This window comes from Bacteroides sp. OM05-12, from assembly GCF_003438995.1.
Lineage (GTDB): Bacteria > Bacteroidota > Bacteroidia > Bacteroidales > Bacteroidaceae > Bacteroides.
Genome location: NZ_QSUN01000027.1, coordinates 1 through 23,895 on the forward strand (window position 1 = coordinate 1; position 23,895 = coordinate 23,895).

The 23,895-nt window shown below is 39.9% G+C and carries 15 protein-coding genes; 1 reads left to right on the forward strand and 14 read right to left on the reverse strand.

Annotated elements, in window-relative coordinates:
- The 8 genes from DXB63_RS15390 to DXB63_RS15425 form a co-directional block, all read right to left on the reverse strand.
- On the reverse strand, window positions 1-878 hold an 878-nt coding region (locus DXB63_RS15390), incomplete at its 3' end, for a leucine-rich repeat domain-containing protein (protein WP_147332298.1).
- A gap of 22 nt (window positions 879-900) precedes the next feature.
- On the reverse strand, window positions 901-2,316 hold the full coding sequence (locus DXB63_RS15395; protein WP_122127288.1) for a leucine-rich repeat domain-containing protein: 1,416 nt from the start codon (window positions 2,314-2,316) through the stop codon (window positions 901-903).
- A gap of 90 nt (window positions 2,317-2,406) precedes the next feature.
- Entirely contained in the window at window positions 2,407-5,058 is a 2,652-nt protein-coding gene (locus tag DXB63_RS15400) for a C13 family peptidase (protein ID WP_122127289.1), read from the reverse strand.
- A 211-nt stretch (window positions 5,059-5,269) separates the two neighbouring features.
- On the reverse strand, window positions 5,270-5,617 hold the full coding sequence (locus DXB63_RS15405) for a DUF3244 domain-containing protein (RefSeq protein WP_122127290.1): 348 nt from the start codon (window positions 5,615-5,617) through the stop codon (window positions 5,270-5,272).
- A 219-nt stretch (window positions 5,618-5,836) separates the two neighbouring features.
- On the reverse strand, window positions 5,837-7,297 hold the full coding sequence (locus DXB63_RS15410) for a tetratricopeptide repeat protein (RefSeq protein WP_122127291.1): 1,461 nt from the start codon (window positions 7,295-7,297) through the stop codon (window positions 5,837-5,839).
- Window positions 7,298-7,489: 192 nt separating this feature from the next.
- On the reverse strand, window positions 7,490-9,874 hold the full coding sequence (locus DXB63_RS15415; RefSeq protein ID WP_122127292.1) for an endonuclease: 2,385 nt from the start codon (window positions 9,872-9,874) through the stop codon (window positions 7,490-7,492).
- Window positions 9,875-10,018: 144 nt separating this feature from the next.
- Window positions 10,019-10,963 (reverse strand): hypothetical protein, encoded by a 945-nt coding sequence (locus DXB63_RS15420; RefSeq protein ID WP_122127293.1) that lies wholly within the window; start codon window positions 10,961-10,963, stop codon window positions 10,019-10,021.
- Window positions 10,964-11,080: 117 nt separating this feature from the next.
- Window positions 11,081-11,917, reverse strand: a complete 837-nt coding sequence (locus DXB63_RS15425) for a S1 RNA-binding domain-containing protein (protein WP_122127294.1) — start codon at window positions 11,915-11,917, stop codon at window positions 11,081-11,083.
- 75 nt (window positions 11,918-11,992) lie between these two features.
- Between DXB63_RS15425 and DXB63_RS15430 the strand changes: the two genes are divergently transcribed.
- Window positions 11,993-13,135 (forward strand): iron-containing alcohol dehydrogenase, encoded by a 1,143-nt coding sequence (locus tag DXB63_RS15430; RefSeq protein WP_122127295.1) that lies wholly within the window; start codon window positions 11,993-11,995, stop codon window positions 13,133-13,135.
- A gap of 169 nt (window positions 13,136-13,304) precedes the next feature.
- Here the strand turns inward: DXB63_RS15430 and DXB63_RS15435 are convergent, their stop codons facing one another.
- From DXB63_RS15435 to DXB63_RS15460, 6 genes are all read right to left on the reverse strand, one after another.
- Window positions 13,305-14,483 carry a TolC family protein gene (locus DXB63_RS15435; protein ID WP_122127296.1) on the reverse strand — a complete coding sequence of 393 codons (1,179 nt, stop codon included), beginning with the start codon at window positions 14,481-14,483 and terminating at the stop codon, window positions 13,305-13,307.
- On the reverse strand, window positions 14,480-17,569 hold the full coding sequence (locus DXB63_RS15440; RefSeq protein WP_122127297.1) for an efflux RND transporter permease subunit: 3,090 nt from the start codon (window positions 17,567-17,569) through the stop codon (window positions 14,480-14,482). The genes DXB63_RS15435 and DXB63_RS15440 overlap by 4 nt, the downstream gene beginning before the upstream one ends.
- Before the next feature lie 12 nt (window positions 17,570-17,581).
- Window positions 17,582-18,784, reverse strand: a complete 1,203-nt coding sequence (locus DXB63_RS15445; RefSeq protein ID WP_122127298.1) for an efflux RND transporter periplasmic adaptor subunit — start codon at window positions 18,782-18,784, stop codon at window positions 17,582-17,584.
- Between the two features lie 111 nt (window positions 18,785-18,895).
- A complete protein-coding gene (locus tag DXB63_RS15450; protein ID WP_122127299.1) occupies window positions 18,896-19,306 on the reverse strand; it encodes a DUF6769 family protein in 411 nt (136 codons plus the stop codon).
- Between the two features lie 130 nt (window positions 19,307-19,436).
- Entirely contained in the window at window positions 19,437-21,476 is a 2,040-nt protein-coding gene (locus DXB63_RS15455; RefSeq protein ID WP_122127300.1) for a M13 family metallopeptidase, read from the reverse strand.
- A gap of 10 nt (window positions 21,477-21,486) precedes the next feature.
- Window positions 21,487-23,436: an ABC-F family ATP-binding cassette domain-containing protein gene (locus DXB63_RS15460; RefSeq protein WP_122127301.1), complete on the reverse strand. Its 1,950-nt coding sequence runs from the start codon at window positions 23,434-23,436 to the stop codon at window positions 21,487-21,489.
- Between the last annotated feature and the right edge of the window lie 459 nt (window positions 23,437-23,895).

Consider the following 23,895-nt stretch of genomic DNA (forward strand, 5'->3'; position numbering starts at 1 on the left):
CGTACATAGCTTAAGTCATAATCCATTTGAAAGGCACTGTTTCCAATCCTAGTTACTCCGTCAGGTATAATAATAGTATCTATTTCATTGCTATAAGCTAAAAACAAGTCGGGAATTTCAGTAACGCCAAGTGGAATATTTATACTCCTTAAACTATCAGTTTGTGCAAAAGCACCCATCCCCAAATGAATAGCACTCTCAGGAATCACAACTCTCCTTAATAAAGGAGAACTCCAAAACGCCGAATTTCCGATAGAATCTAACCCTTCCGGAAGATTCATTTCGTCCATTCGAGTGTTATAAAAAGCAAACCCGTCTATTATTTTAAGCGACTGTGGCAGAACGAGTTTCCGAAAACTCTGACAATGTCCAAAACATAACCATGGAATTTCCGTAATACCTTCAGGGATAACAAGCGGATCTACTTCCATCCAATGGCATCCGTAAAACGAACCCTTTGAGAACTTTTTCAAAGAGGAGGGAAAATTAATCTTTTTAAGATACATCACAGCAATTGCATATTTGCCTATTTCCGTAACATTATCAGGTAAAATAATTCGCTGAATATTGAGATAATCATCCGTAATATTAGGATAAAAAAGGGCATAATCAGGAATCCTGTTACCTTCTATCGTCGCACCTTCTAAATTAAGAACAGTCAGTTTCCCAAGACGGGAACAATTATATAAAGTTTGGAAGTCTGCCTTATTGATAGTACCTTTTACTACAACAGAGTCTATTTTATCCCAATCATCACCCAGACTCTTTTCCAACCCTCCCGGAGCAGGAACAGTTACTACTTTGTAAGACTGCGCTAATCCTGAAAAATGCATCAGGAAAAGGAGCAATAAGCCTAAAAGATATTTATATGTTTTCATAAGGCTATATTTATGAACCCTTTTATTTCACTACCACCTTTTCTGTTTTCCTACCCGCTTTCACCAAATAAATCCCCGGTGAAACCGTAAGGGCAAATGTACCGACCACTTTTTCTTGCCGAACCAGATTTCCATTAACCGCATAAACACTAACCCTTGTCGGTATATCCGTAGGATTGTTTATTATTATCTCTCCATCGGAGATACTGACCGTACAGCTTGGCGCGAAGGTTATTCCACAGGAAGAAGGGAAATTATCGGTTTCTACTACTTGCTGAAAATCCTGCCAACCGGAAGCATTACGATATAAATCGCCTGAACCTTTAGGAACATAAAGAGTACAATTTTTACCAGACCAATAGAAAGGTCCATCATAATCATTAATAGGATCTAATTCAGCTATCGGAGGAGTTTTAGCCATGCAATATACTTTTTTAAGATATTTTAATCCGTTAAATGCACCTCTTCCTATCAATTCAAGGGTTTCGGGAAACACAAATTCCACAACATTTGTTGCCTCAAAAGCATAAGAATCAATACTTTTTAGATTTTTAGGCAGCTTGATATAACTTAAATCATAGTCCCATTGAAAGGCACTGCTTCCAATCCTAGTTACTCCGTCAGGTATAATAATAGTATCTATTTCATTGCTGTAAGCTAAAAACAAATCAGGAATTTCAGTGACACCAAGTGGAATATTTATACTCCTTAAACTATCAGTTTGTGCAAAAGCACCTATCCCCAAATGAATAGCACTCTCAGGAATCACAACTCTCCTTAATAAAGGAGAACTCCAAAACGCCGAATTTCCGATAGAATCTAACCCTTCCGGAAGATTCATTTCGTCCATTCGAGTGTTATAAAAAGCAAACCCGTCTATTATTTTAAGCGACTGTGGCAGAACGAGTTTCCGGAAACTCTGACAATGTCCAAAACATAACCATGGAATTTCCGTAATACCTTCAGGAATAACAAGTGGATCTACTTCCATCCAATGGCATCCGTAAAACGAACCCTTTGAGAACTTTTTCAAAGAGGAGGGAAAATTAATCTTTTTAAGATACATCACAGCAATTGCATATTTGCCTATTTCCGTGACATTATCAGGTAAAATAATTCGCTGAATATTAAGATAATCATCCGTAATATTAGGATAAAAAAGGGCATAATCAGGAATCCTGTTATCTTCTATCGTCGCACCTTCTAAATTAAGAACAGTCAGTTTCCCAAGACGGGAACAATTATATAAAGTTTGGAAGTCTGCCTTATTGATAGTGCCTTTTACTACAACAGAGTCTATTTTATCCCAATCATCACCCAGACTCTTTTCCAACTCTCCCGGAGCAGGAACGGTTACTACTTTGTAAGACTGCGCTAATCCTGAAAAATGCATCAGGAAAAGGAACAATAAGCCAAAAAGATATTTATGTATTTTCATAAGGCTATATTTATGAAAGTTGTTCCTGAAATGATATTATAAAGATAAAACAATATCAAATCAGAAACAACTTTTATTTAAAATTTATGCTTAGTTTTTAATAATCTTGGCATTATCAATAACCTCATTGTCTGAAATCAACTGGATAAGAATAACTCCTCTCGGCATAGTACCCAACTCAATCCGTACCTGAGAGTTATTTCTTACAACTTCTTTCTCTACAACCCTACCATTATCCTGAACAGACTGAACTTTGACATAGGTTAAATCATTATCCGCCGGTTCTTTTAGAATAACATCAATATAGTTTGTTGCCGGACTCGGAGTGACAGATTTTATACCTTGAATCAAATCCAATGTAATACTGGCTTGGTCTAATATTCCCCCGGCTTTGGCAGTAACAGTATACTCATTATTCCGAATAGTAGGAGAAACCGTTACTTCTTTTGTATTACCTACTATGTTTCCCGCTTTATCCGTCCAAGTATAATTAGTAGTATTATCGGGAGCTTCAGCGCTAAGTTGATATTTGCCATCAATTATTCCCGGTCTAATTATTATCGGTGGCGATATGATGGAAAGAGGACGCGGATCGATAATAAATGTTTCTCCTCCTACAATATCTCCCGTAGCTTCGTCTCTTTGAATCAAATCGATGGTATATGTCCTATTGGGTATCATTAATGACCGATAGAAATTACATTCCAGAGATATCTTCTCAAATTCATTCTTATTAAGACTTATACCGGATATTTTACTACTTGCAGACTCTAATTGCAACACTCTCGGAACAGACGGACTACGTTTTATTCCCGTTGAGTTTGATCCACCTCTTTCCCATGCCTGATAAATCGGGCCGGACATTTCCACACTAACTTGTGCCATAGTAAACAAATCTTTATCAGCCTCAGTTGATGTACGGATTTCAAGTGAATAACTACGAGATGTTCCCATCGTATTTCTAACAAATACAGTAGAAGTAAGATCATTAGAGGAACCTTTTCGAATAATTGAAAGATTTTTCTGTGCCAATTTATTGCTTCCACGAATATCGGCTGTATTATGATCCGTTATTAATTCCTTATCTATATCATCTGTATGCTCCTTGGAAACTCTGGCAAAAAGACAAAAATGGTGATTCTCTGTATCATTATCTGACATAGAGTCTAACATGTAATCCGGTAATGTCCAAGTAACAGTTATTACAGCACTTTTACCTGCCGGTATATCCTCTCTTATTAAGGTAGGTACTATATAAAAACCGGTAACATAATTATTATATAATTCTCTACCTTTCCACGCATCTATAGATATATTTGTTGAGGCTTTGGTCCAACATACATGCAAATATTGTGGTTGTTCTGCAGATTTGTAATCTTTAGTACCCCGATTGGTTATTCTTACCTTAACAAATGCTGTTGGATGTTCATCTGAATAATAAGGATTTTCATGCTCTTCTACGTCATCTTTTTGATTTCTTACCCAAATATCAGGGCTCTTCCAACTTTCTTTAGCCGTAAGATTCGGTTCTTTACCTGTATCCTCCACATTATCCCTTATATACAAGTCTACTAAATTAGGCATCTTATCAAAAGCCAAATCTTCACCTACAGATAATGGAGTAGAATTATACATCGGCGTTTCATTCGCCCGATCTTTTTTTTCTGCAAACGTAAAAGCCTCATCCATAGTGACATGTCCGCTATAGTCCAGATCCGAAGACACTGATACGCCATAAGCAGTACGACGAGCAACAGCAGAAGTCCAATGATAGACAAATTCGTCATATAAAAGATCCGAACAAGCATAAGAGGATTGTCCCCCGGTAGAAGCAGTAGCAATTACACGTCCTTTCTTGGCTATATTATCTATAAAACCTCCACTATAGCATTGCCCTAACACAATATTCATAGCTCCGGCATTTATTTTATTGAGCATGGTGGAAAGCTCGTAATCTTCTAATACCTCTCTGCCCCATAAATTAATGTAGGATTGAGAAACACCATCATGAGAACCTCCATGGTCAATCACAAAAAAGAATAAATGATTTTCTTCTGTCAGCTTCCGGCTTAATTCATTAAAAACACTGCTTACGTTTGCTTTAGTGGCAGCATATTTTAAATCCGGAGAACCGTCAAAGTCCAAATCCAAAGGAGAGGATTTATATGTACCATCAACACAGCGCATATCTGCCTCAGGATTTGTACCATCTGCCATAATCACATAAATATTATCTTTCGGAATCAGATATTTATTCACTAAGGTCTGGTAGATAAAAGAACAATCATTCCAATAACGTTCATGGTTTGAGTTCTTATTCGCACCTCCACTAAGTATCACCGCATAAGATTTTGTGTTAGTAGCATTCGAACTGACTTTAGGTACTTTTATATTTAACGGAGCTCTTGTTGCTCTGTTTTTTACATATTTAGGCCTCAAATCTATACTAGGCGGAAGCTTTTCACGACTTTGACTATATCTTATAGGAGTATTAAAGAGCCTCGTTTTCTGTACATAAAGATAGGTACACCAATGCTCCCACCCTTTCAAGGGTTCTTCATCAATAAAGACTAACCAATCTGCTGATGAATAATCACCAATATAAATATCGACATCTCTGCCCGCAAACAAATTTTTTGCTATATCAACGGCTTCATCTTCTGAGACCTCAGCTCTAATTGCAATTTGTGCAAATAAAGGCATCGACAACAGGCACAATAATAGAGTTAATAGTTTTTTCATAAGATAATAGTATTTTATGCTCCATATAGATTACAGAGCGTTATTAATAGTTTTTCAATTAAACAGGATATATCTTTAAGATATTATTCTACTTGAGAGATAATTGTCTAGTCACAATTATTTCATAGGCTTTCAATTTAGTATTTAAGAGAGATTACTCATACAAATTCCTATTCCTCCTTTCGTAATTGTATGTTCTAATGTATTTGTATCAAAACCGTCCTTCAAGACTTCCTTCAGGAGCTTCGATCTCAATAATATAGCTTCCGGGAGCATAATTATCAATTTCGATATTGAACGTTTCAAACTCTTCTACACTCATGGTCTGTATAGAGATAATGTCTCCATTCACCTTTTTCACAGTTATAGTTACATTGTCTATTTTTTCATAGAATGTTGTAACTAGTGTGTTACCCAAACTCATATTCACTCTGACAGAAGTAGGACAAAAATTACCAAACCTACCTTTCATCAGTATATCCCTTGCTGGTGCTTTCGACTGTGAAAAGACCGATATACTTATTATAAAACAAGCAAATAATAAGAATAATTTTTTCATAACAGTATTATTAATGGTTGATATTCAAATTAAAGCTTTTTAAAACAAAAACACAAGTAAACCCTGTTCGAGTTACAGATCGTTTAAACAGCTAATAATCAATAAAATACAAGCAAAATATGTTCGCAGTTCCCTTTTACAATTTGTAAACCACTGAAATATAGCTATTTACTAGTTGTTAAATAGTGTTCAAAAGTTGTATTCATATGCGACTATACATTATTTAAAAATAGAATCGTATAATTCCAAGGTATGAAATACTTCAATAAATTTTGTTTTTATCCTATTCTTTTGAGAACGAATAGCATTCCATGTGACACATCTTAACACAGCACAGTCTTTAGATGTAAACCCTAATAAAGCCAGACAACATAAAAAACAATCATCCGTTGCCATATTCATAAATGTAGATAAATATTGGGTGAGAGGTTCAAAAGCTTTCATCACAGTACTATATATATTCTCTCTTTCTTTCTTGGTTAATTCTACACAAGTCCCTCTAAGCTTTTCTTTTATTTGCTTATACTCATGAGATCTCATAAAATTTGTACTGCAATTAATTGCTACATTATTAATATTTGCAATTATATTGTCTTCTATTTCTTTTAATCTTTCATATTTTTGTGTGCTCTCCGAAAGATTCTTCTCACAATCTTTTATAGAATCAATTTCCTGTTGAAGAGTTTTCATTTCTATATATAACTCCTGAATGGTATTTTTATATCCCTGAACTTCTTCATCTTTTTTTTGTCTCTCTATTCTTAATTTTCTCTTATGATAATAAACCAAGAACATTACAATAACCGCACATAATAAAAAGAAAATAGCTAAAACATATACAAATGAATATTTATGCTTATTTATTGTTTGTGCCATTAGATAATTCTGATCTGATGATTGCACCTGAACAGACTGACTGCATCTGTCAATAGAGTCATTCAGTATAGAAAACAATTTCAAATACTTACTTGAATCAGGAAGTTGCAGTATTTGAGAAAGTTCCGATAATGCCGAATAGCAAGCTGCTTTGGTATAAATATTATTGCTGTGAGCACCCAACTCATAATAATACCATGCAGAATCATACTGTTGATATTCCAAAAGAATACTAGCCTTAGTTAACCAGCTCCGGCAAAGATTTATTGAGTCTTTTGATAAAGTCAACACAATATTATTATAATATAATGCTTTCTCATATTGCCCAAGCTCACAGTAAATATTAGATAGATTATTATTAATCAGTAATATTTCCGTTGTATCATTTACAAAATCAGACAATTCAAAGGCTTTCAAAAAATAATTAAGAGCAGAATCCGGCATATATCGATACGCAAAACTTAATCCCATACCACGTATAGATTTGGAAAGGTTGGTTTTATCGGTTAATAGGGAGTTATATCTTTCAGCTTCGTTATAAGATTCATAAGCCTTCTCATATAAATCAGTTTGCAGAAAGATATTACCAAGCCGATTATATATCTCACCTATTTTCTGTGATTCATTTTTATTCTTTAATAAGTTCAGCGATTCCCTATAGAAATAAGTAGCCGAATCAAGTTGCTGCTGTTCTTCATAATATTTCCCTTGCTCATAAAGCGTTAAAGATCTTTCTACATCATTATTACAACCGGTAAAAATATATAGTAAGAGAAGGCTGACTAATTTTAACGTATGATTCATCGTTTCTTAATTTAGGTTTGCTCCACAAATATAAAAAGGATATTCCACTTTTTGAATATAATTTACCTTTATAATTAAAGTACAGTGAGAACTAAGTATATAAAAAGAAAATCCGGTTACCCTCTTTTAGAGAAGTAACCGGATTGCACTATTTAAAATAAAAGTCTAGTTGTTTCTTCTTTCCCTGCACATTTATTTAATAACTACTTTCTTGGCATTATCACCACACACCACGATATACATACCCTGCGGAAGGTCTACCGTAGTAGTCCCTGATACGACCTCATCCTGATACATAGTAACAGCATCAGCAGAATATACTGTAACCAATTCTTCCTTGTTTGTCTCTATTATCAGTTTCCCTTGACGACAATAAGCATCCCAACCGCTTGTTTCATTGGATGTTATATTCGACGGAATATAATCACTCATTGCAATATCATCAATATTCACACGCTTGCCTTCAGTCTGTTCTATCTTAATACGAACAGGAGCATTCACCAGCAGATTATATGTGAGTTGTCTTAATACAGTATTGCTAATAACCTCTGAGCCTAATTCCGTCCAAGTATTTCCACCATCTACAGAGTAAGACGTACAAATAGTTGCATTAGTATCACTTCCATATAATGCTACATAGAAAGATAGAGAAGATGCTCCATTCACTTTATCTTCTTTCATTTCCAAAGAAGAATTACTTGTTTTACCAAAGCAAACAGATTGCTTTCCATTAAAACGGTCACCACTGGAGCGTCCGCAAATACCGGCATCCGTCAATTCCCATTTACACATCGTACCTTCGATTACACCACCGCTATAGTTATTCTGCTGGGTGGCAGCTTCAAAATCTTCCAAGAAAGTGATAGGTAATTCCACCATTCCTACAACATCTACTTCATCACCGTCAAAGTCTGATACAGACAAAGAAAGGAGTCCGGCATGAACACCCGGCGACGCATCTTTAGATAAACGAATATAAAAACGTTCACCATCCTTATCGACCGTCAATGTTTGCGCCCAATTTGATTTGTCCGTGCTGATTTCAAATGGAGCATCGATGGTGACTGTTACATTCTCATCAATATGCTCGGTATAAACTTCCGCCTCTTTCATTTCCGAAGCCACTCCCGGAACCGCATTAAACACAAGTTCCTCCGGAACGATCAATGACAAAACAGGTATAGGAGCAAGAGTTTTCACATCCACCACATTGGAAACCTTAGAATTGTAAGAGAGTTGATAGTGATATTGGGTATCTTCATCCAATCCGGTCACTTCTTGTTTTTCTTTATTCGCCGCAACTGTTTCCGAATAGACCGGAGAGTTCTTGTCTTCCGACCATACCGTCAATGTATAATTCACATTGCCGTCTAAGTTTGTCCAACGTGCCACAAAAGAGTTCAAGTCAACACTTTCCGCACTCAAAGCAGGGATACCGTCCACAGCTTTCGCATTTAAAGTTACCGTTGAAGAAACTTCTGAATTATATAATTTCAGCGTAGCTTCCGAGGTAGCTGTCACGCTTGAATTATAAGTAATTGTTATAGTAGTACCCGCGATTACAACCTCTTTATCTAAAGATGAAGTAGCAGTCGCAAATCCAGCTCCTTGCAGTTGAACGGATAGATTCTCGGATATTCCCTGTCCTTTTACTTCAATGGTCTTAGACAAAGGCTTACCAATGGCAGTTACCCCCATATCTATTGTAGAATCGTCCAACGGAGCAGTAATAACCGGTTTTACAAAACCACCCGGTGTCCAACCTGTATTCTGCTGGTCTCCCCAAATATATTCAGCCAGTTCGGGATAATCAATAAAAGGATTGCGGTTGTGCTGGAATTCATATACGGCGTTGTTTCTGTCTATCTCTTTCTGGCTAACCGGGTCTTGGCGATGCCATTTCAACAACAGATTAACAGCCCACGTTTTATAACAGGGATAATCATTCCCTGCGGTCATATCGCCTCCCCAACTCTTAATCTTATCCTGATAACGGGCAGCCATATAGAAATAAGTACGGGCAAAATCACCTTTGTATTCATCAACCGGTTCGAAAACTTTCCCGGAATAGCCGGGGAAAGAACAAGTACCTAACTTACCCAAAGCATCCACTCCATTGTGAGAAGGTAATGTAGTACCGGTTTTAGTTTCTCCATATGCAAAATTACTACGTTGCCCGTTCACTTTTCCATCTGTAGGATAAATATGAAAAGCATCACTTTTCATCGGTGAGCCTTCACTAAACCAACTCTTGGGGAATGAATGTTCACGATTGTAACAGTCGCCAACATTTTTGTAGTTACCACACTGTTTCTGACCCGGAATAAACTTAGATGTAGAATACATATCCCAGACAGTTCCGTCCGCACGGACATCCGATTTTTTATAAACGGTCCACAAACCATCATACCCTACATTGGTATGTCCGTCTATGATATTATGCAATGCTATTAACAGTGCTTTATCTTTTTGCCCTTTAGCCGCATCATAATACCCTTCAGGAGCTTGCCCCCACAACTGAACACTGATGCATAAAAGCAGCAGGAACAACATTTTGTTAACAATTAGTCTTTTCATATCTTAGTTTTTATTAAATGAATCCGCATTTTACAGAGAAAAAGGGCATCAAATTTAAGGAAGAATAACGAATATAAAAAGGAAACCCGCTGTTTTTTACAAAACAACGGGTAATAAAAGAGTATTTGTATTAACAAAGTGTTACTATCTGCGAGAACTGCTTGATCTTGAAGACGAGCTGGAACCTGAACTGCTCCTACTACTTGATGAGGAAGAACGGGCTGACGAACTGCGACTACTCGATGAACCGGAACTTACGCTGCTACTTGAAGACGAACGGCTGGAAGATGAACTCCTGCTACTTCCGCTCGTTGATGACGGACGAGTCGTTTCCCTACTCCCGGATGTACTGGAACTTCTGTTGCTCGTATTCGAAGAATTATTATTTCTTGAAGAACTCGAAGTCGCCTCCTTATTTCTCGAAGAACTGCTTCGTTCGCTACTGCTCCCGGACGAACTTCCGGAAGGACGGGTTTGAGGTCTTGCAGAAGTAGAAGGTCTTGAACTTACCCCAAAATCCGAACGGCGGTTATTGCGGTAAACGTCATCCCGCTTTGTACTAAACTGTCCGCTATAAACATCATGATGATATCTTCCTCTGTAATAGCTGTTATTATTATAATGAGTACGATAATGGCTACCGCTATACGTGCGGTAATGAGCAGGTTTGGAGAAATAGAAATAGTTATGATTGGAGTATATCACATACACCCTGAAATCCCAAGAACTACCGGATGCATAGATTGGCCGGTAAAAGTATTCCAATCCGAGGAAACGTCCATACTGTGATGCGGATAGTACCCAACGAAGATCGTCATTGCGTATATCCAGACAACGGTAATAATCATCCGCTGCCCAGTCATATCCTCTGAGCACATCATCCATTACATCCCTGACATTGTATATGAAATCGAAATTAATCTCATACACATCATTGTACTGTGCAGGCGACAGGTTTAACTCATAAGCCATCCTGTCTGTCAGGAAGCGGGTATTTTTCCTAACTTTGCTAATACTCATAGACGCCATACAATCGGAACTCATTGTTACCATTCCGATAGTCATTAATATAAATAGTATCTTTTTCATAACCTTTGTTTTTTAGTTCTTATTCCTTTTCAACAAAAATAGGATGAGAAATACTCTCATCCTACTGAATTTCCCTTTATATAAAGAGAGGTTTCCCTCTTTCGCATACGTATTTCCCTATTCTGCCAAACGGATAAACTCACCGTCCAATACTATTAAATGCTTCTTATACAGATCACCGACAGCCTTTTTAAAGGTCTTTTTACTTACTTCAAACGTATCGTAAATAAGTTCTGCCGGACTTTTATCATTAAATCCGATCTTTCCGCCGTTGTCCTTTATGTATTGTAACAACACCATAGAGAAATCTCCTATTTTCTCAATCCCCGGTTTCTGTAAGATCAAATCGATCTTCCCGTCTTCCCGCACTTGCTTCACATAAGCCTTTAACTGCATACCGGTCTCCAGATGTTGAAATATCTCACTATCATAAAGCAGTCCACTGAATTTATTGTCGATTATCGCTTTAAAGCCCAAATCCGTTTTCTGCCAAATAAGTATATCGACTTCCTCTCCCTGCTTATAATCCGGCATTTCTTTCGACAAATAACGCTCTACCTTTGCCGATGCCATTATACGGTAACTCTCCTCATCAACATGTGCATGGACTACATATTTCCGTCCTTTCACCATCTTCATCTTCTGTTCACGAAACGGGACAAAAAGGTCTTTCATCAATCCCCAGTCCAAGAATGCTCCAAACTCATTAACCCAAGCCACTTCCAGACAGGCAAACTGTCCGACTTGTACCAAAGGGGTAAGTGTGGTGGCAATCAATCTCTCTTCATTATCCAGATAGATGAACACATTCAACTCGTCTCCTATATGGCAATCTTCAGGTACATAGCGCGTTGGAAGCAAAATTTCTTCTCCGTCACCACCATCAAGATAGACACCGAAATCCACCTCCTTAACAACTTTCAGTACGTTAAACTTACCAATTTCTATATTCATACCAATCTATTTTATTTCAAAGATAAATAAAAAGTAGTACCTTTACAGCCTAATTCAAGAAATACATTAAGAATTATGAATAATTTTATTTTTCAAAACCCTACGCGCCTCATCTTCGGTCAGGGAATGATAGCACAACTATCAAAGGAAATCCCGGCAGATAAGAAGGTTATGATAACTTTCGGCGGAGGCAGTGTTAAGAAAAACGGAGTTTACGAACAAGTAATAGAAGCACTTAACGGCTATGATATTACAGAATTCTGGGGTATAGAGCCGAATCCTTCTATCGAAACTCTTCGTAAGGCAATAGCTCTCGGAAAAGAAAAAAATATAGATTACCTGCTCGCTGTAGGAGGAGGTTCCGTGTTGGACGGTACTAAACTTATCTCTGCCGGACTATTATATGACGGCGACGCTTGGGATTTAGTTCAAAAAGGAAGTTCTGATAAAACCATTCCTATGGGAACTGTCCTGACCATCCCGGCAACCGGTTCGGAAATGAATAACGGAGCAGTTATTTCACGTCATGAGACACAAGAAAAGTATCCGTTCTACTCCAACTTCCCTGTGTTCTCTATCCTTGACCCGACCGTCACTTTCACTTTACCTCCTTATCAGATAGCTTGCGGTATGGCAGATACATTTGTTCATGTGATGGAACAATACATGACCAAACCTAACCAGTCACGTATGATGGACCGTTGGGCGGAAGGTATCTTAATGATGCTGACAACTATCGCACCGTTGGTAAAAGAGAATCAACAGGATTATGATTTGATGTCACAATTTATGTTGGGAGCTACAATGGGGCTGAACGGTTTTATCGCTATGGGAGTACCTCAGGACTGGGCTACACACATGATAGGACATGAATTGACAGCACTGAAAGGTTTAACACACGGTGCAACTCTCGCTATCGTTTATCCGGGTATGCTCCGTACTCTTATTGATAAGAAACTCGACAAATTGCTTCAATATGGAGAGCGAATCTGGGGTATCACCACAGGACTTCCCGTAACGCGTGCAACAATAGCCATCGATAAAACGGAAGAATTCTTCCGCAACTTGGGACTGGCTACCCGCCTCAGTGAAGTCAATATCGGTGACGATACCATCGACGAAATAGAACGCCGTTTCAATGCAAGAAATGCTGCTTACGGCGAAGACGGTGATGTTACCGGAGCTGTAGCTAAACAAATCCTTTTAAACTGCAAATAAAAAGGCCGTCCGGAAAGGATATAAGAATCTTTTAGATATAAGTTAGGAAGAAAGAACAGGCATTAATCAGCTCGCCTGCAAGCATACGGTCCTTTGAAAACAAACATACGGTCCTTTAATTGCAAACGATAGGAGTTTGCAATTAAAGGACCGTATGTTGAATAAGCATCTATAATCTATTCTTAAATATCTGTCCGATAACTTTCTGATAACGATTCTCCAGTTGCATATAATCCATCCGGGTCTGGAAAGAGTTTTCAATCTCCGTGAAATACTCTGTCATGGATATTTGCCGGCTATCCAATGCTTTTTTCAATAACTCGGCATTCGTATTCAATAATTGCAAATCATACGCTTTCATCGTATTACGAACTTTGACCGCTTCACTGTAAAGAGCCAATAAGGTAGCTTCCACCTGTTGCTCCGCACTCTCTTTCTGCAAATCAGTATAAAGAGATTGGGCCTTGGAAGCTTTCACTTTATTCTTATTGTTGAATAAAGGAAGCGAACCTCCCACAATAAAGCCATTGAACTGTTCTCCTATACCCGTATTACGACGATAACCTATTTCCAGTTTCGGCAACCAACCGGACTTTTCAACTGTTATCTGCTTACGTGCTGCCAATGATTCGCTTTCCAAAGATTGAAGGTTAAGATCGGAAGCAAGCACTTCCTGTTTCAGCTGTGCAAAGTCCGCCAGCTCTTCTACCGGCATATAAGTTGTCTCGGTAAAAGTCAACGGCTGATTATCGTTCATTGCAATTAGTTCCTGCAACTTAGCTTCACGGGTTGCTTCGTTAGTAACCACCTCTGCCTGAACTTTCATTAACTCCATCTTAATCTTGTTCGTTTCCAGAATATTGGCATCACCTGTCTGAAGTCTTTTCTCATACACCTGTGCAAGAGTTTCCGCATTCTTTAAACGTTCTGAGAGCAGATTGCTTTCCTGATTTAAAAGAATCAGATCCAAGCACAATTCTTTTGCGCGCAAAAGTATATCCCGACGGGTAGCGGCATACTGTTTATCCAATGTCTCCGCTTTAAGTTTATTCAGCTTATTCCTCGAACTATAAGCAGTCGGGAAATCGAATCCTTGCGTAACAGTCAACTCTCCACTCTTACCCAATTCTTGCGGTGAGCCATAAGTATAACTGTAACTTACCGCCGGATCAGGCAGGTTATTGTCCGTCTTATCCGTCAATTTCCGGGCTTCCGTAAGATGTTCGTTTGCCTGAAGCTCTTTATTGTTTTGCTCAATACTGCGAAGGATACGATCCATACTCCCGGTTTGTGCATAGAGAGTGATACCCGTAAAGAACAATACTGCAATAATTATATTTCGTCTCATACCTTTTCTTCTTTATTTTTATTCATCCATAGATAAACAATCGGAACGATAAATGCGTTCAGGAAAGTCGATGTTAATAATCCGCCCAAAATAACTTTCGCCATCGGACTTTGTATTTCATTGCCCGGCAAGGAGCCACCCAAAGCCAGCGGAATCAAGGCTAACGCCGAGGATAAAGCCGTCATTAAAATCGGGTTCAACCGATCCAATGATCCTCGAATGATACTTTCTTTCAGTGATAGTCCTTGTTCACGCAATAAATTATAATGCGAAACAAGCAACATCCCGTTACGGGTAGCAATACCAAATAAAGAAATGAAGCCTATCACAGCCGGTATACTTACTTCACCCGTTGTCAACACCAATGCAAAAACACCTCCTATCAGAGCCAACGGCAGATTCAACAAGATAATGCCGCTCTGCTTTGCACTACGAAATTCATTGAACAACAGTAAGAAGATAATCACAATAGACATCAAAGAAGTCAGCAGCAAAGTACGCGAAGCCGCCTGTTCACTTTCAAACTGTCCGCCATACTCTACATGATAACCTTCCGGCAGTTTAATCTGTGAGTCAATCCGTTTTTGAATATCATTTACCACACTGCGAATATCACGCCCTGCGGTATTAGCAGAAATAACAATCTTGCGTTTCACATTCTCACGGCTAATCGTATTCGGTCCCATTGTTGAGACGACATTCGCTACGTAGTGAAGTGGAACTTTCTTGTTTCCGGCGTCAATCATCAGGTTACGAACCTTTTCTATTTCATCACGATATTCATCCTTTGTACGAACAACCAAATCGAATGACTTTCCATCTTCATACACCTGCGAGACAACTTCTCCCGCCATATTTACTTTCACAAATTCCGAGAACTCCGGCAAAGAGATACCATACTTGGCCAATATCTCCCGTTTTGGAGTAATCTTTAATTGCGGGCGTTCTATCTGTTGCTCCACATTCAAATCCGCAATTCCTTGCACATCGCTGATAGCATCTTTAATCTGATTGCCGATTGCAAACATCCGATTCAAATCGGAACCAAAGAGTTTAATGGCAATATTCGCCTTTGTACCGGATAACATCGCATCGATACGGTGGGAAATAGGTTGACCTATCTCTATGTTCGCACCCGTTATGGCAGACAGCTTCTCACGAACATCGGCAATCAGTTCCTCACGCGAACGGTCTTTCAACTCAAACGGCGCTTCGATTTCCGAAACATTCACCCCCAATGCATGTTCATCCAGTTCTGCCCGTCCGGTTTTGCGGGCCACCGTCTGAATCTCAGGGATAGAAAGCAATAATTCTTCTGCCCGTTGCCCCATTTTATCAGACTCGGGAAGTGAGATACCGGGTAAACTGCTTATATTGATGGTAAAAGAACCCTCATTGAACGGAGGTAAAAAACTCCGTCCCAAAGTAAAGAAGAATCCTAATGCCACGACAAAAAGAGCGATTGTAGAACCAAGTATTATCCGTTTATGACAAAGCGACCATTCCAAAGCACGGCCGTACACTTTTTTAAGCCATACTGCAACAAATGCTTCTTTAGGGATTCCATTACCTTTTGTCTTACCCAACAAATAACTGCAAAGCACCGGAGTTAAAGTCAAAGCGACAACCGTAGAGGCAAAAAGAGCTACGATAAACGCAATACCGAGCGGTACAAGCATACGTCCTTCCATTCCTGTTAAGAAGAACAAAGGCACAAAACTTACAATAATAATTAAAGTCGAGTTCAAGATCGGCATACGTACCTCACGGGAAGCATTGAATACAACTTCCAGTATATTCTGCCTCTCTTCTACGGGCTTTAAGCGATTCTCCCGAAGATGTTTCCAAACATTCTCAACGTCCACAATGGCATCATCCACCAATGAACCGATAGCAATAGCCAAACCGCCAAGGCTCATTGTATTGATAGTTAATCCCATCAAATGCAGAACAAGAATAGACGTAACCATGGATAACGGAAGAGTCACCAAAGAAATAACCGTTGTACGTACATTGGCAAGGAATAAAAAGAGTACGATTACAACAAAGATAGCGCCTTCATACAGCGACTTCTGGACATTCCCGATGGAACTCTCAATAAAACGGCTCTGACGGAATACATCCGTAGAGATATGAACATCGGAGGGTAGATTCTTTTGCAATTCCATCAATGCAGCATCCAACTTCTCCGTCAGTTCTATAGTACTTGTGTTCGGTTGTTTTGTTACCGTCAGCAGAACGGCAGGCTTCCCTTTCTCTGATGCCGTACCCAATTTCGGTTCTGCCGAACCGACCTGCACATCTGCTATATCCCCTAATGTCACGGGTACATTATCTATTGTCTTTATAACCGACTTTGCCAATTCCCGTACCTGGTCGGTAGATAACACACCACGTACGATATATTCATTGCCAAACTCATATAGCACACCACCGTTTGCATTTTGGTTCATCTCACGAGTCACGGCCATTACTTCCGCAAGAGATACTCCGTAATGCTTCATACGGGCAGGATCAAGCAATACTTGATATTCTTTGATATCTCCGCCCAGCACGGCAACCTGAGCCACTCCACCGGTAGAGAGCAAACGGGGACGGATAGTCCAATCGGCCATCGTACGTAAATCAAGCATGGAGGTGCTGTCTGCCGTCAATCCGATTATAAGCAGCTCGCCAAGAATGGATGACTGCGGTCCGAGTGTCGGTTTACCTACATTGGCCGGAAGTTCCTCTCCCACAATCGAAAGTTTCTCTGAAACAATCTGACGCGCCAGATAAATATCCGTATCCCAATCAAATTCTACCCATACAACAGAAAAGCCATTCGTAGAAGAAGAGCGTACACGACGCACATTAGTAGCCCCGTTCACGGCTGTTTCTACCGGAAATGTCACTAATTGCTCCACTTCCTCAGCCGCCATGCCGTTGGCTTCGGTCATGATTACAACCGTCGGAGCATTCAAATCCGGGAAAACATCCACTTCCGTATGAAAAGCCGTGTAAGTACCTCCCACCAGCAATAATACTGCCGCAACCAATATCATGAGCCGATTGTGCAGCGAAAAATGAATTATCTTATTCAACATAGCTTTCGGGGATTAATGTTCATGTGAGTGAGCCGGAATCGCATTGGTAGCTCCGGCCAGTTTCACCTGATAAGCACCTTCAGTCACGACTTTATCACCAGCCTTTAGCCCGGAAAGGATTTGGATTTCTTTACCGTTATCCGCACCAAGCATCACTTCCTGTTTCTTATATCCTTCCGCATCCAACTGTATATAAATAAAATACAATCCTTGTTCTTCGGTCAATGCAGTATGAGGCAGAACCAACACATCCGGCATCGGAGAAGACAAAAGATAGACAGACACATACGAACCGGGAATCACATCTCCACGATTATCGAATTCAAAGGTGACAGGGACATAGAAAGAAGACCCACCCGAAGCCTTACCATAAGAAAGGACGCGCCCGCTTAAATCATCCAGACTATATACCTTATTATTATAGGGCGTTTGGAAATTGGCAGAAGTAATACTCTTCAGATAACCATAATATTTCTCTGAGACTTCAGCACGAAGAAATAAACGCCGATTCTGGGTAATACTCACAAGCGGTTGTCCAACCGTCACATAATCCCCTTCATTCACCAGACAGCTCTTCACATAGCCTCCCATCGGAGCCGTAACAACTTGTCCTCCGGCTGTCTGATTCTTTGCAACCGCTTCATAACTGATGCGGGCGTTCTCATAGGTCTGCTTAATGGCATTAAAATCTTTCTCCGAAACAATCTTACTTTCCAATAAACCTTTTGCACGTTCATACTCCTTACGGGCAATGTCATAATCGACTTTGGCGCGTTGTACAGGATTGCCATCCATCATATCTTTTGAAGAAAGTACCACCAACGGCATTCCTTGGCGAACAGGCATACCGTCTGTCACCGGAGATTTGAACGAAACAACGCCGGCCACGTTTGCCACCACTGTTGTTTCATCTCCTTGCGCAGCGAGTATCTGTCCGCTTGTCGGAATAACCTGATGAAAGGTTTTAGGTTGTATCGTTTCTACTTTAACTCCGGCAGCCTCAGCTTTAGCGACCGGAAAGATAATTTCATCCGAATGGGATGCGGCAGCAACTTCTTCTGCATGATTATGCCCTTCTTCCGCGTGATTGTGTCCGGCATGATCGTCCGTATGCTCCGAGTGATCATGTCCGTCATGATTCTGTTCTTTATCGTGATTATGACAGGAACCTAGGAGGAACATTCCCAAGATTCCCATAAAAATAGTTTTCTTCATTGTTATACTAAATATTGTAATTGATAAACAGGTAGTATTCTACCATAAAAAGATTACAGTACACAAATGATGATTCAGTAATATACCGGAATACTTCGTTGTAGAAGCATCCTAACCAATCATCCTAACAATGAAGGGGGGAGCACGCAATCCGACAGCATCCGAAACGTGCCGGCTATGCAGATGTTCGTAATAATAAGAAGTATCGATTAAACATTCTTCTTGTAGAAGAGGTAATAAATAGATATCAGTCAATGTGAAAAGCACCGATTCCAAAGTATAATCCGGCACTATGGAGTCGTCCGAATCGGGACGTGCACAATTGAATTTCGTAACACAGCAGGCTTTGCAGGTAGAGGAGTTATGAGAATCCTGTTCTACAGGTGCCGAACATTCTTTCTCTGTTGCATCATGCTGCAAGCAAAGTAATCCTTTATGGTGATGATGAGGCAATACAGAAGCGGTCAGCATTATCATGCAGACCATCATCAACAACCATGCTATATTAATTCTTTGCTTCATCGGTTACTTTTTAACGTGACAAAGATAGTACAAATAATAGAAAAGAAGAATGGATAAATACTGAATTAAGTTAAAAAAGCCCCGGAACGATGATGTTCCGAGGCTTTTCATCCTATTATAAATCTATTGATTACCAAATAGACACACGTTTCTCAGCAGGCAAGAACATCGGATCCGCCTCGGTAATATTAAATGCCTCGTACCATGCACCGATCTGAGGAAGCGCACCGTCAACGCGCCATCTGCCTAAAGAGTGGGGATCACTCTTTGTATAAACACGGATTTGCTCGTCACGGATATTTCCCGCCCATACATTTGCATAAGCAAGGAAGAAGCGTTGTTCAGGAGTAAAGCCATCCACAACTCCGAGCGGTTGATCTTTTGTAGCTGTCTTAAATGCTTGGTAAGATACTTGCAAACCACCATGGTCGGCAATATTCTCGCCCAATGTCAAAGAACCGTTCGCATACAATCCCGGTAAAACTTCGATACTGTCGAAGAAATTCACCATCACCTGTGCACGCTTATTGAAACGTTCAGCATCTTCTGCCGTCCACCAGTCTTTCAAATTACCGTCTTTATCAAATTGACGTCCCTGATCATCGAATCCGTGTGTCATCTCATGACCAATTACCACACCGATTGCACCGTAATTGAAAGCATCGTCAGCATTCATATCGAAGAACGGATATTGAAGGATACCTGCCGGGAAGCAAATTTCATTCGTAGTCGGATTATAGTATGCATTCACCGTTTGAGGAGTCATACCCCATTCGTCTTTATCCACCGGTTTGCCGGCCTTATCCAACATATAATCATACTCAAACTGAGTAGCACGCTCAATATTAGCCCAGTAAGAATCATTCTTATCAATATTCAAAGCCGTATAATCTCTCCATTTATCAGGATAACCTACCTTTACGTAGAATGTATTCAACTTCTCCATAGCCTTAGTCTTAGTTGAATCTCCCATCCATTCAAGGTTCTGGATACGTTCGCCCAGTGCTGTTTGAAGATTCTTCACCAGCTTCACCATACGGTCTTTTGCTTCTGCCGGGAAATATTTCTGAACATACATTTGTCCTACAGCTTCGCCCAAAACTCCGTCAACAATACCTACGGCGCGTTTCCAACGAGGTCTTTGCTCTTTCTTACCTGAAAGCACTTTTCCATAGAACTCAAAGTTCTGGTTCTCAAAGTCATCATTCAAATAAGATGCAGCTGTGTCAATCAACTTCCATTGCATATAAGCAATCTGATCTTCCAGAGCAACCGTATTAATAATACTTTCCACTTCCTTCACCGGTTCAATCTGTGAAACGCTTAATTCTTTCACATCCTTCAAACCGATGGTACTGAAATAAACATCCCAGTCAATGCCCGGAATTTCTTTCTTCAGTTCATCCAAACTCATTTTATGATAATTGGCATGCGGATCACGTTGTTCTACAGCACTGAAAGATGCCTTCGCAATACGAGTTTCAATCATCATGACAGCTTCAGCGTTTTTCTTGGCCTGCTCCGGAGTAAAGCCTGCCAATTCAAACATTTTGGCGATATGTTCCTGGTACTTGTCACGAATTTCTTTCGTATGAGCATCATCTTCCAAATAATATTCTTTTTCACCGAGCCCGATACCGCTTTGATAAGTCTGTACCAAATTCATTGTACTATTCATTGGGTCGGCACCGATATATAAAGCAAAGTATACATCCAAACCTTTGCGGCGAAGTTCAGCCATCAATTTAGAAAGTTCAGCCTTATCCTTTACAGAGGCAATCATTTCCAGTTCGGCCTGAATCGGAGTCATTCCATCGGCATTACGTTTAACACTATCCATGGCCATACCGTACAAATCACCGATCTTTTGTGCTACGGTTCCTTGTTCATTCTGCTTCTTAGCCAATTCTTCTATCAAACCTCTCAACTGCTCACGGTTGTTTTCCGCCAGCATATCGAAAGAACCGAAACGAGAATACTCATCCGTCAAAGGATGATTCTTCATCCACCCTCCACATGCATACTGATAAAAGTTGGTTCCCGGCAATGCCGTTGTGTCAAGGTTAGCTAGGTCAATACCTGCGGACATAGCCGCTTCTTTTTTGCTATTGCAGCCCGTTGCAGCCATCAAAGCAAATGCCATAATAGGCAAATAATACTTCATCTTCATACTGTATAAATTAATTAGTATTCTGTAGTTCTTCCAATTCCATAGATGTGTTTTCCCATTCTTCAACCACCATGTTCATTTGCTTTTTTAATTGTTGGTGTTGTTCATAAAGCGACATATCCGAGGCACCTTCGGGGGTTGTCATCTGTTCTTCCACAACAGCTATTTTCTTTTCCAAAACTTCTATTTCCTTTTCACAATCCGAAACTTGCTTTTCCAGCTTACGGAGTTTCTTATTCAGCTCTTTTTGCGCCTCGTAAGACAATTTATTCTCACTTACCTGAGCAGGTTCGTCATTCTGCGCCGTAGGAGATTCCGATAATTCCGGCTTACGCTGCAACTCATTCAGATTTTCTATTTTCTTCTTCTGCAAGAAATCATAGATACCTCCCAAATGTTCTTTTACCACGCCGCCACCAAACTCATAGACTTTGGTTACCAATCCATCCAGGAAATCACGGTCGTGGGAAACGACGATAACCGTTCCCTCAAACTCACGGATAGCGTCTTTCAGCACATCTTTCGAACGCATATCCAAATGGTTGGTAGGCTCATCCAATATCAACAGGTTGACCGGTTCGAGCAATAGTTTTATCATTGCCAGACGACTGCGCTCTCCTCCGGAAAGCACCTTCACTTTCTTGTCGGAGGCTTCACCGCCAAACATGAAAGCACCGAGTATATCACGTATTTTCGTACGAATGTCTCCCTGAGCCACATAATCAATCGTATCAAATACCGTCAGATTCTCATCCAGCAGTTGTGCTTGATTCTGGGCAAAGTATCCTATCATCACGTTATGACCTATCGTAAGTTTACCTTCATAGTCAATCTCTCCCATGATACATTTCACCAAGGTAGATTTACCCTCACCGTTCTTTCCGACAAAAGCCACCTTTTCCCCACGATTAATCGTCAGGTCTACATCATGAAATACGACATGATTACCATAGGCTTTCTTCAAATTCTCAGCAATGACCGGATAGCTGCCTGAACGCGGAGCGGGAGGAAACTTCAACCTCAAGGCCGAATTGTCTTCTTCATCCACTTCTATCGGGACAATCTTTTCCAATTGCTTGATACGGCTTTGCACTTGCACGGCTTTTGTAGCCTTATAACGGAATCTTTCTATAAAGTCCTCCGTATCCTGTATCTGTTTCTGCTGATTTTCGTAGGCACGCAACTGTTGCTCCCTGCGTTCTTTTCTCAGAACAACAAACTGGTCATAAGCAACTTTATAATCATATATCCTCCGACAATTTATCTCTATGGTACGTGTCGTCACGTTATTGATGAATGCACGGTCGTGAGATACCAGAACAACAGCATTGGCACTGCTCTTCAGGAAGTTTTCCAACCACTGGATAGACTCTATGTCAAGATGATTGGTAGGCTCATCCAATAAAAGCACATCAGGACGACGAAGCAACAGTTTGGCCAATTCGATACGCATACGCCATCCTCCGCTGAATTCGGAAGTGGAACGGTCAAAATCTTCCCGCTTAAAGCCTAGCCCCATCAAGGTGCGCTCTATTTCCGCACGGTAGTTGGTGCCTCCCATCATCAGGAAACGTTCGTTTTCATGCGTAAAGCGATCGATCAGTTTATGATAGCTTTCAGAATCGTAATCCGTTCTTTCGGCAAGCTCCTGATTCATCCGTTGAATCCCGGCCTGTAATTCGAAAATATGTTCAAATGCCAATTCCGCCTCTTCCATTACGGTGTGTTCATCACTAAGAATCATCACCTGAGGCAAATAACCGATAGTAATATCCTTTGGCACAGCCACATTGCCCGAAGTAGGCAATTGCATTCCCGCCAATATTTTAAGCATAGTAGACTTCCCCGCCCCATTCTTCCCGACTAAGGCGATGCGGTCTCTTTTATTTATAACGAACGTAACCTCTTCCAAAAGAGGGGTCGCACTGAATTCCACATATAAATTTTCTACTGAAATCATCGTAGTTCAATCATCGTTCAAATCTTATCAAGTTTGCAAATATATACATTAATGATGAGAAACGATGAAATTATGACAAAAAAAGGGGGAGTATCAGCCTAAATATTTAAGTTTTCCTACCATAATGAAAATTGCCTCAAATTTAAATGCTTTAAGACTTTACGAGTATTTTCTTAAATCGTGTTATAAAACATATTTTCTTAGCATATTTATTTGGAGAATTGCGAAAAAGCCGTACCTTTGCAATGTGTTTTTCATAGTATTAGATTTAAGGTTAACAAAGGTTGGAGTACAGCGGTACTCCTTTTTTTATGCCTTATCGTAAACAATTTACCTTCCGACAAATACCAATCTCATCTTTTGCAAAGTAATATGTATGCCGTTGATCGGTTCATAGTAATCTTTTCACAACTATGACGCATTCGTTCCACGTATATGGAACGTTCGCCCCACAGTAGT

Excerpts from the sequence above, each read along its gene's own strand:
- DXB63_RS15430 (WP_122127295.1), top strand. The coding sequence starts at position 11,993 with ATGAATAATTTTATTTTTCAAAACCCTACGCGCCTCATCTTCGGTCAG.
- DXB63_RS15410 (WP_122127291.1), bottom strand. The coding sequence starts at position 7,297 with ATGAATCATACGTTAAAATTAGTCAGCCTTCTCTTACTATATATTTTT.
- DXB63_RS15400 (WP_122127289.1), bottom strand. The coding sequence starts at position 5,058 with ATGAAAAAACTATTAACTCTATTATTGTGCCTGTTGTCGATGCCTTTA.
- DXB63_RS15405 (WP_122127290.1), bottom strand. The coding sequence starts at position 5,617 with ATGAAAAAATTATTCTTATTATTTGCTTGTTTTATAATAAGTATATCG.
- DXB63_RS15445 (WP_122127298.1), bottom strand. The coding sequence starts at position 18,784 with ATGAAGAAAACTATTTTTATGGGAATCTTGGGAATGTTCCTCCTAGGT.
- DXB63_RS15450 (WP_122127299.1), bottom strand. The coding sequence starts at position 19,306 with ATGAAGCAAAGAATTAATATAGCATGGTTGTTGATGATGGTCTGCATG.
- DXB63_RS15435 (WP_122127296.1), bottom strand. The coding sequence starts at position 14,483 with ATGAGACGAAATATAATTATTGCAGTATTGTTCTTTACGGGTATCACT.
- DXB63_RS15395 (WP_122127288.1), bottom strand. The coding sequence starts at position 2,316 with ATGAAAATACATAAATATCTTTTTGGCTTATTGTTCCTTTTCCTGATG.
- DXB63_RS15440 (WP_122127297.1), bottom strand. The coding sequence starts at position 17,569 with ATGTTGAATAAGATAATTCATTTTTCGCTGCACAATCGGCTCATGATA.
- DXB63_RS15415 (WP_122127292.1), bottom strand. The coding sequence starts at position 9,874 with ATGAAAAGACTAATTGTTAACAAAATGTTGTTCCTGCTGCTTTTATGC.
- DXB63_RS15455 (WP_122127300.1), bottom strand. The coding sequence starts at position 21,476 with ATGAAGATGAAGTATTATTTGCCTATTATGGCATTTGCTTTGATGGCT.
- DXB63_RS15425 (WP_122127294.1), bottom strand. The coding sequence starts at position 11,917 with ATGAATATAGAAATTGGTAAGTTTAACGTACTGAAAGTTGTTAAGGAG.
- DXB63_RS15460 (WP_122127301.1), bottom strand. The coding sequence starts at position 23,436 with ATGATTTCAGTAGAAAATTTATATGTGGAATTCAGTGCGACCCCTCTT.
- DXB63_RS15420 (WP_122127293.1), bottom strand. The coding sequence starts at position 10,963 with ATGAAAAAGATACTATTTATATTAATGACTATCGGAATGGTAACAATG.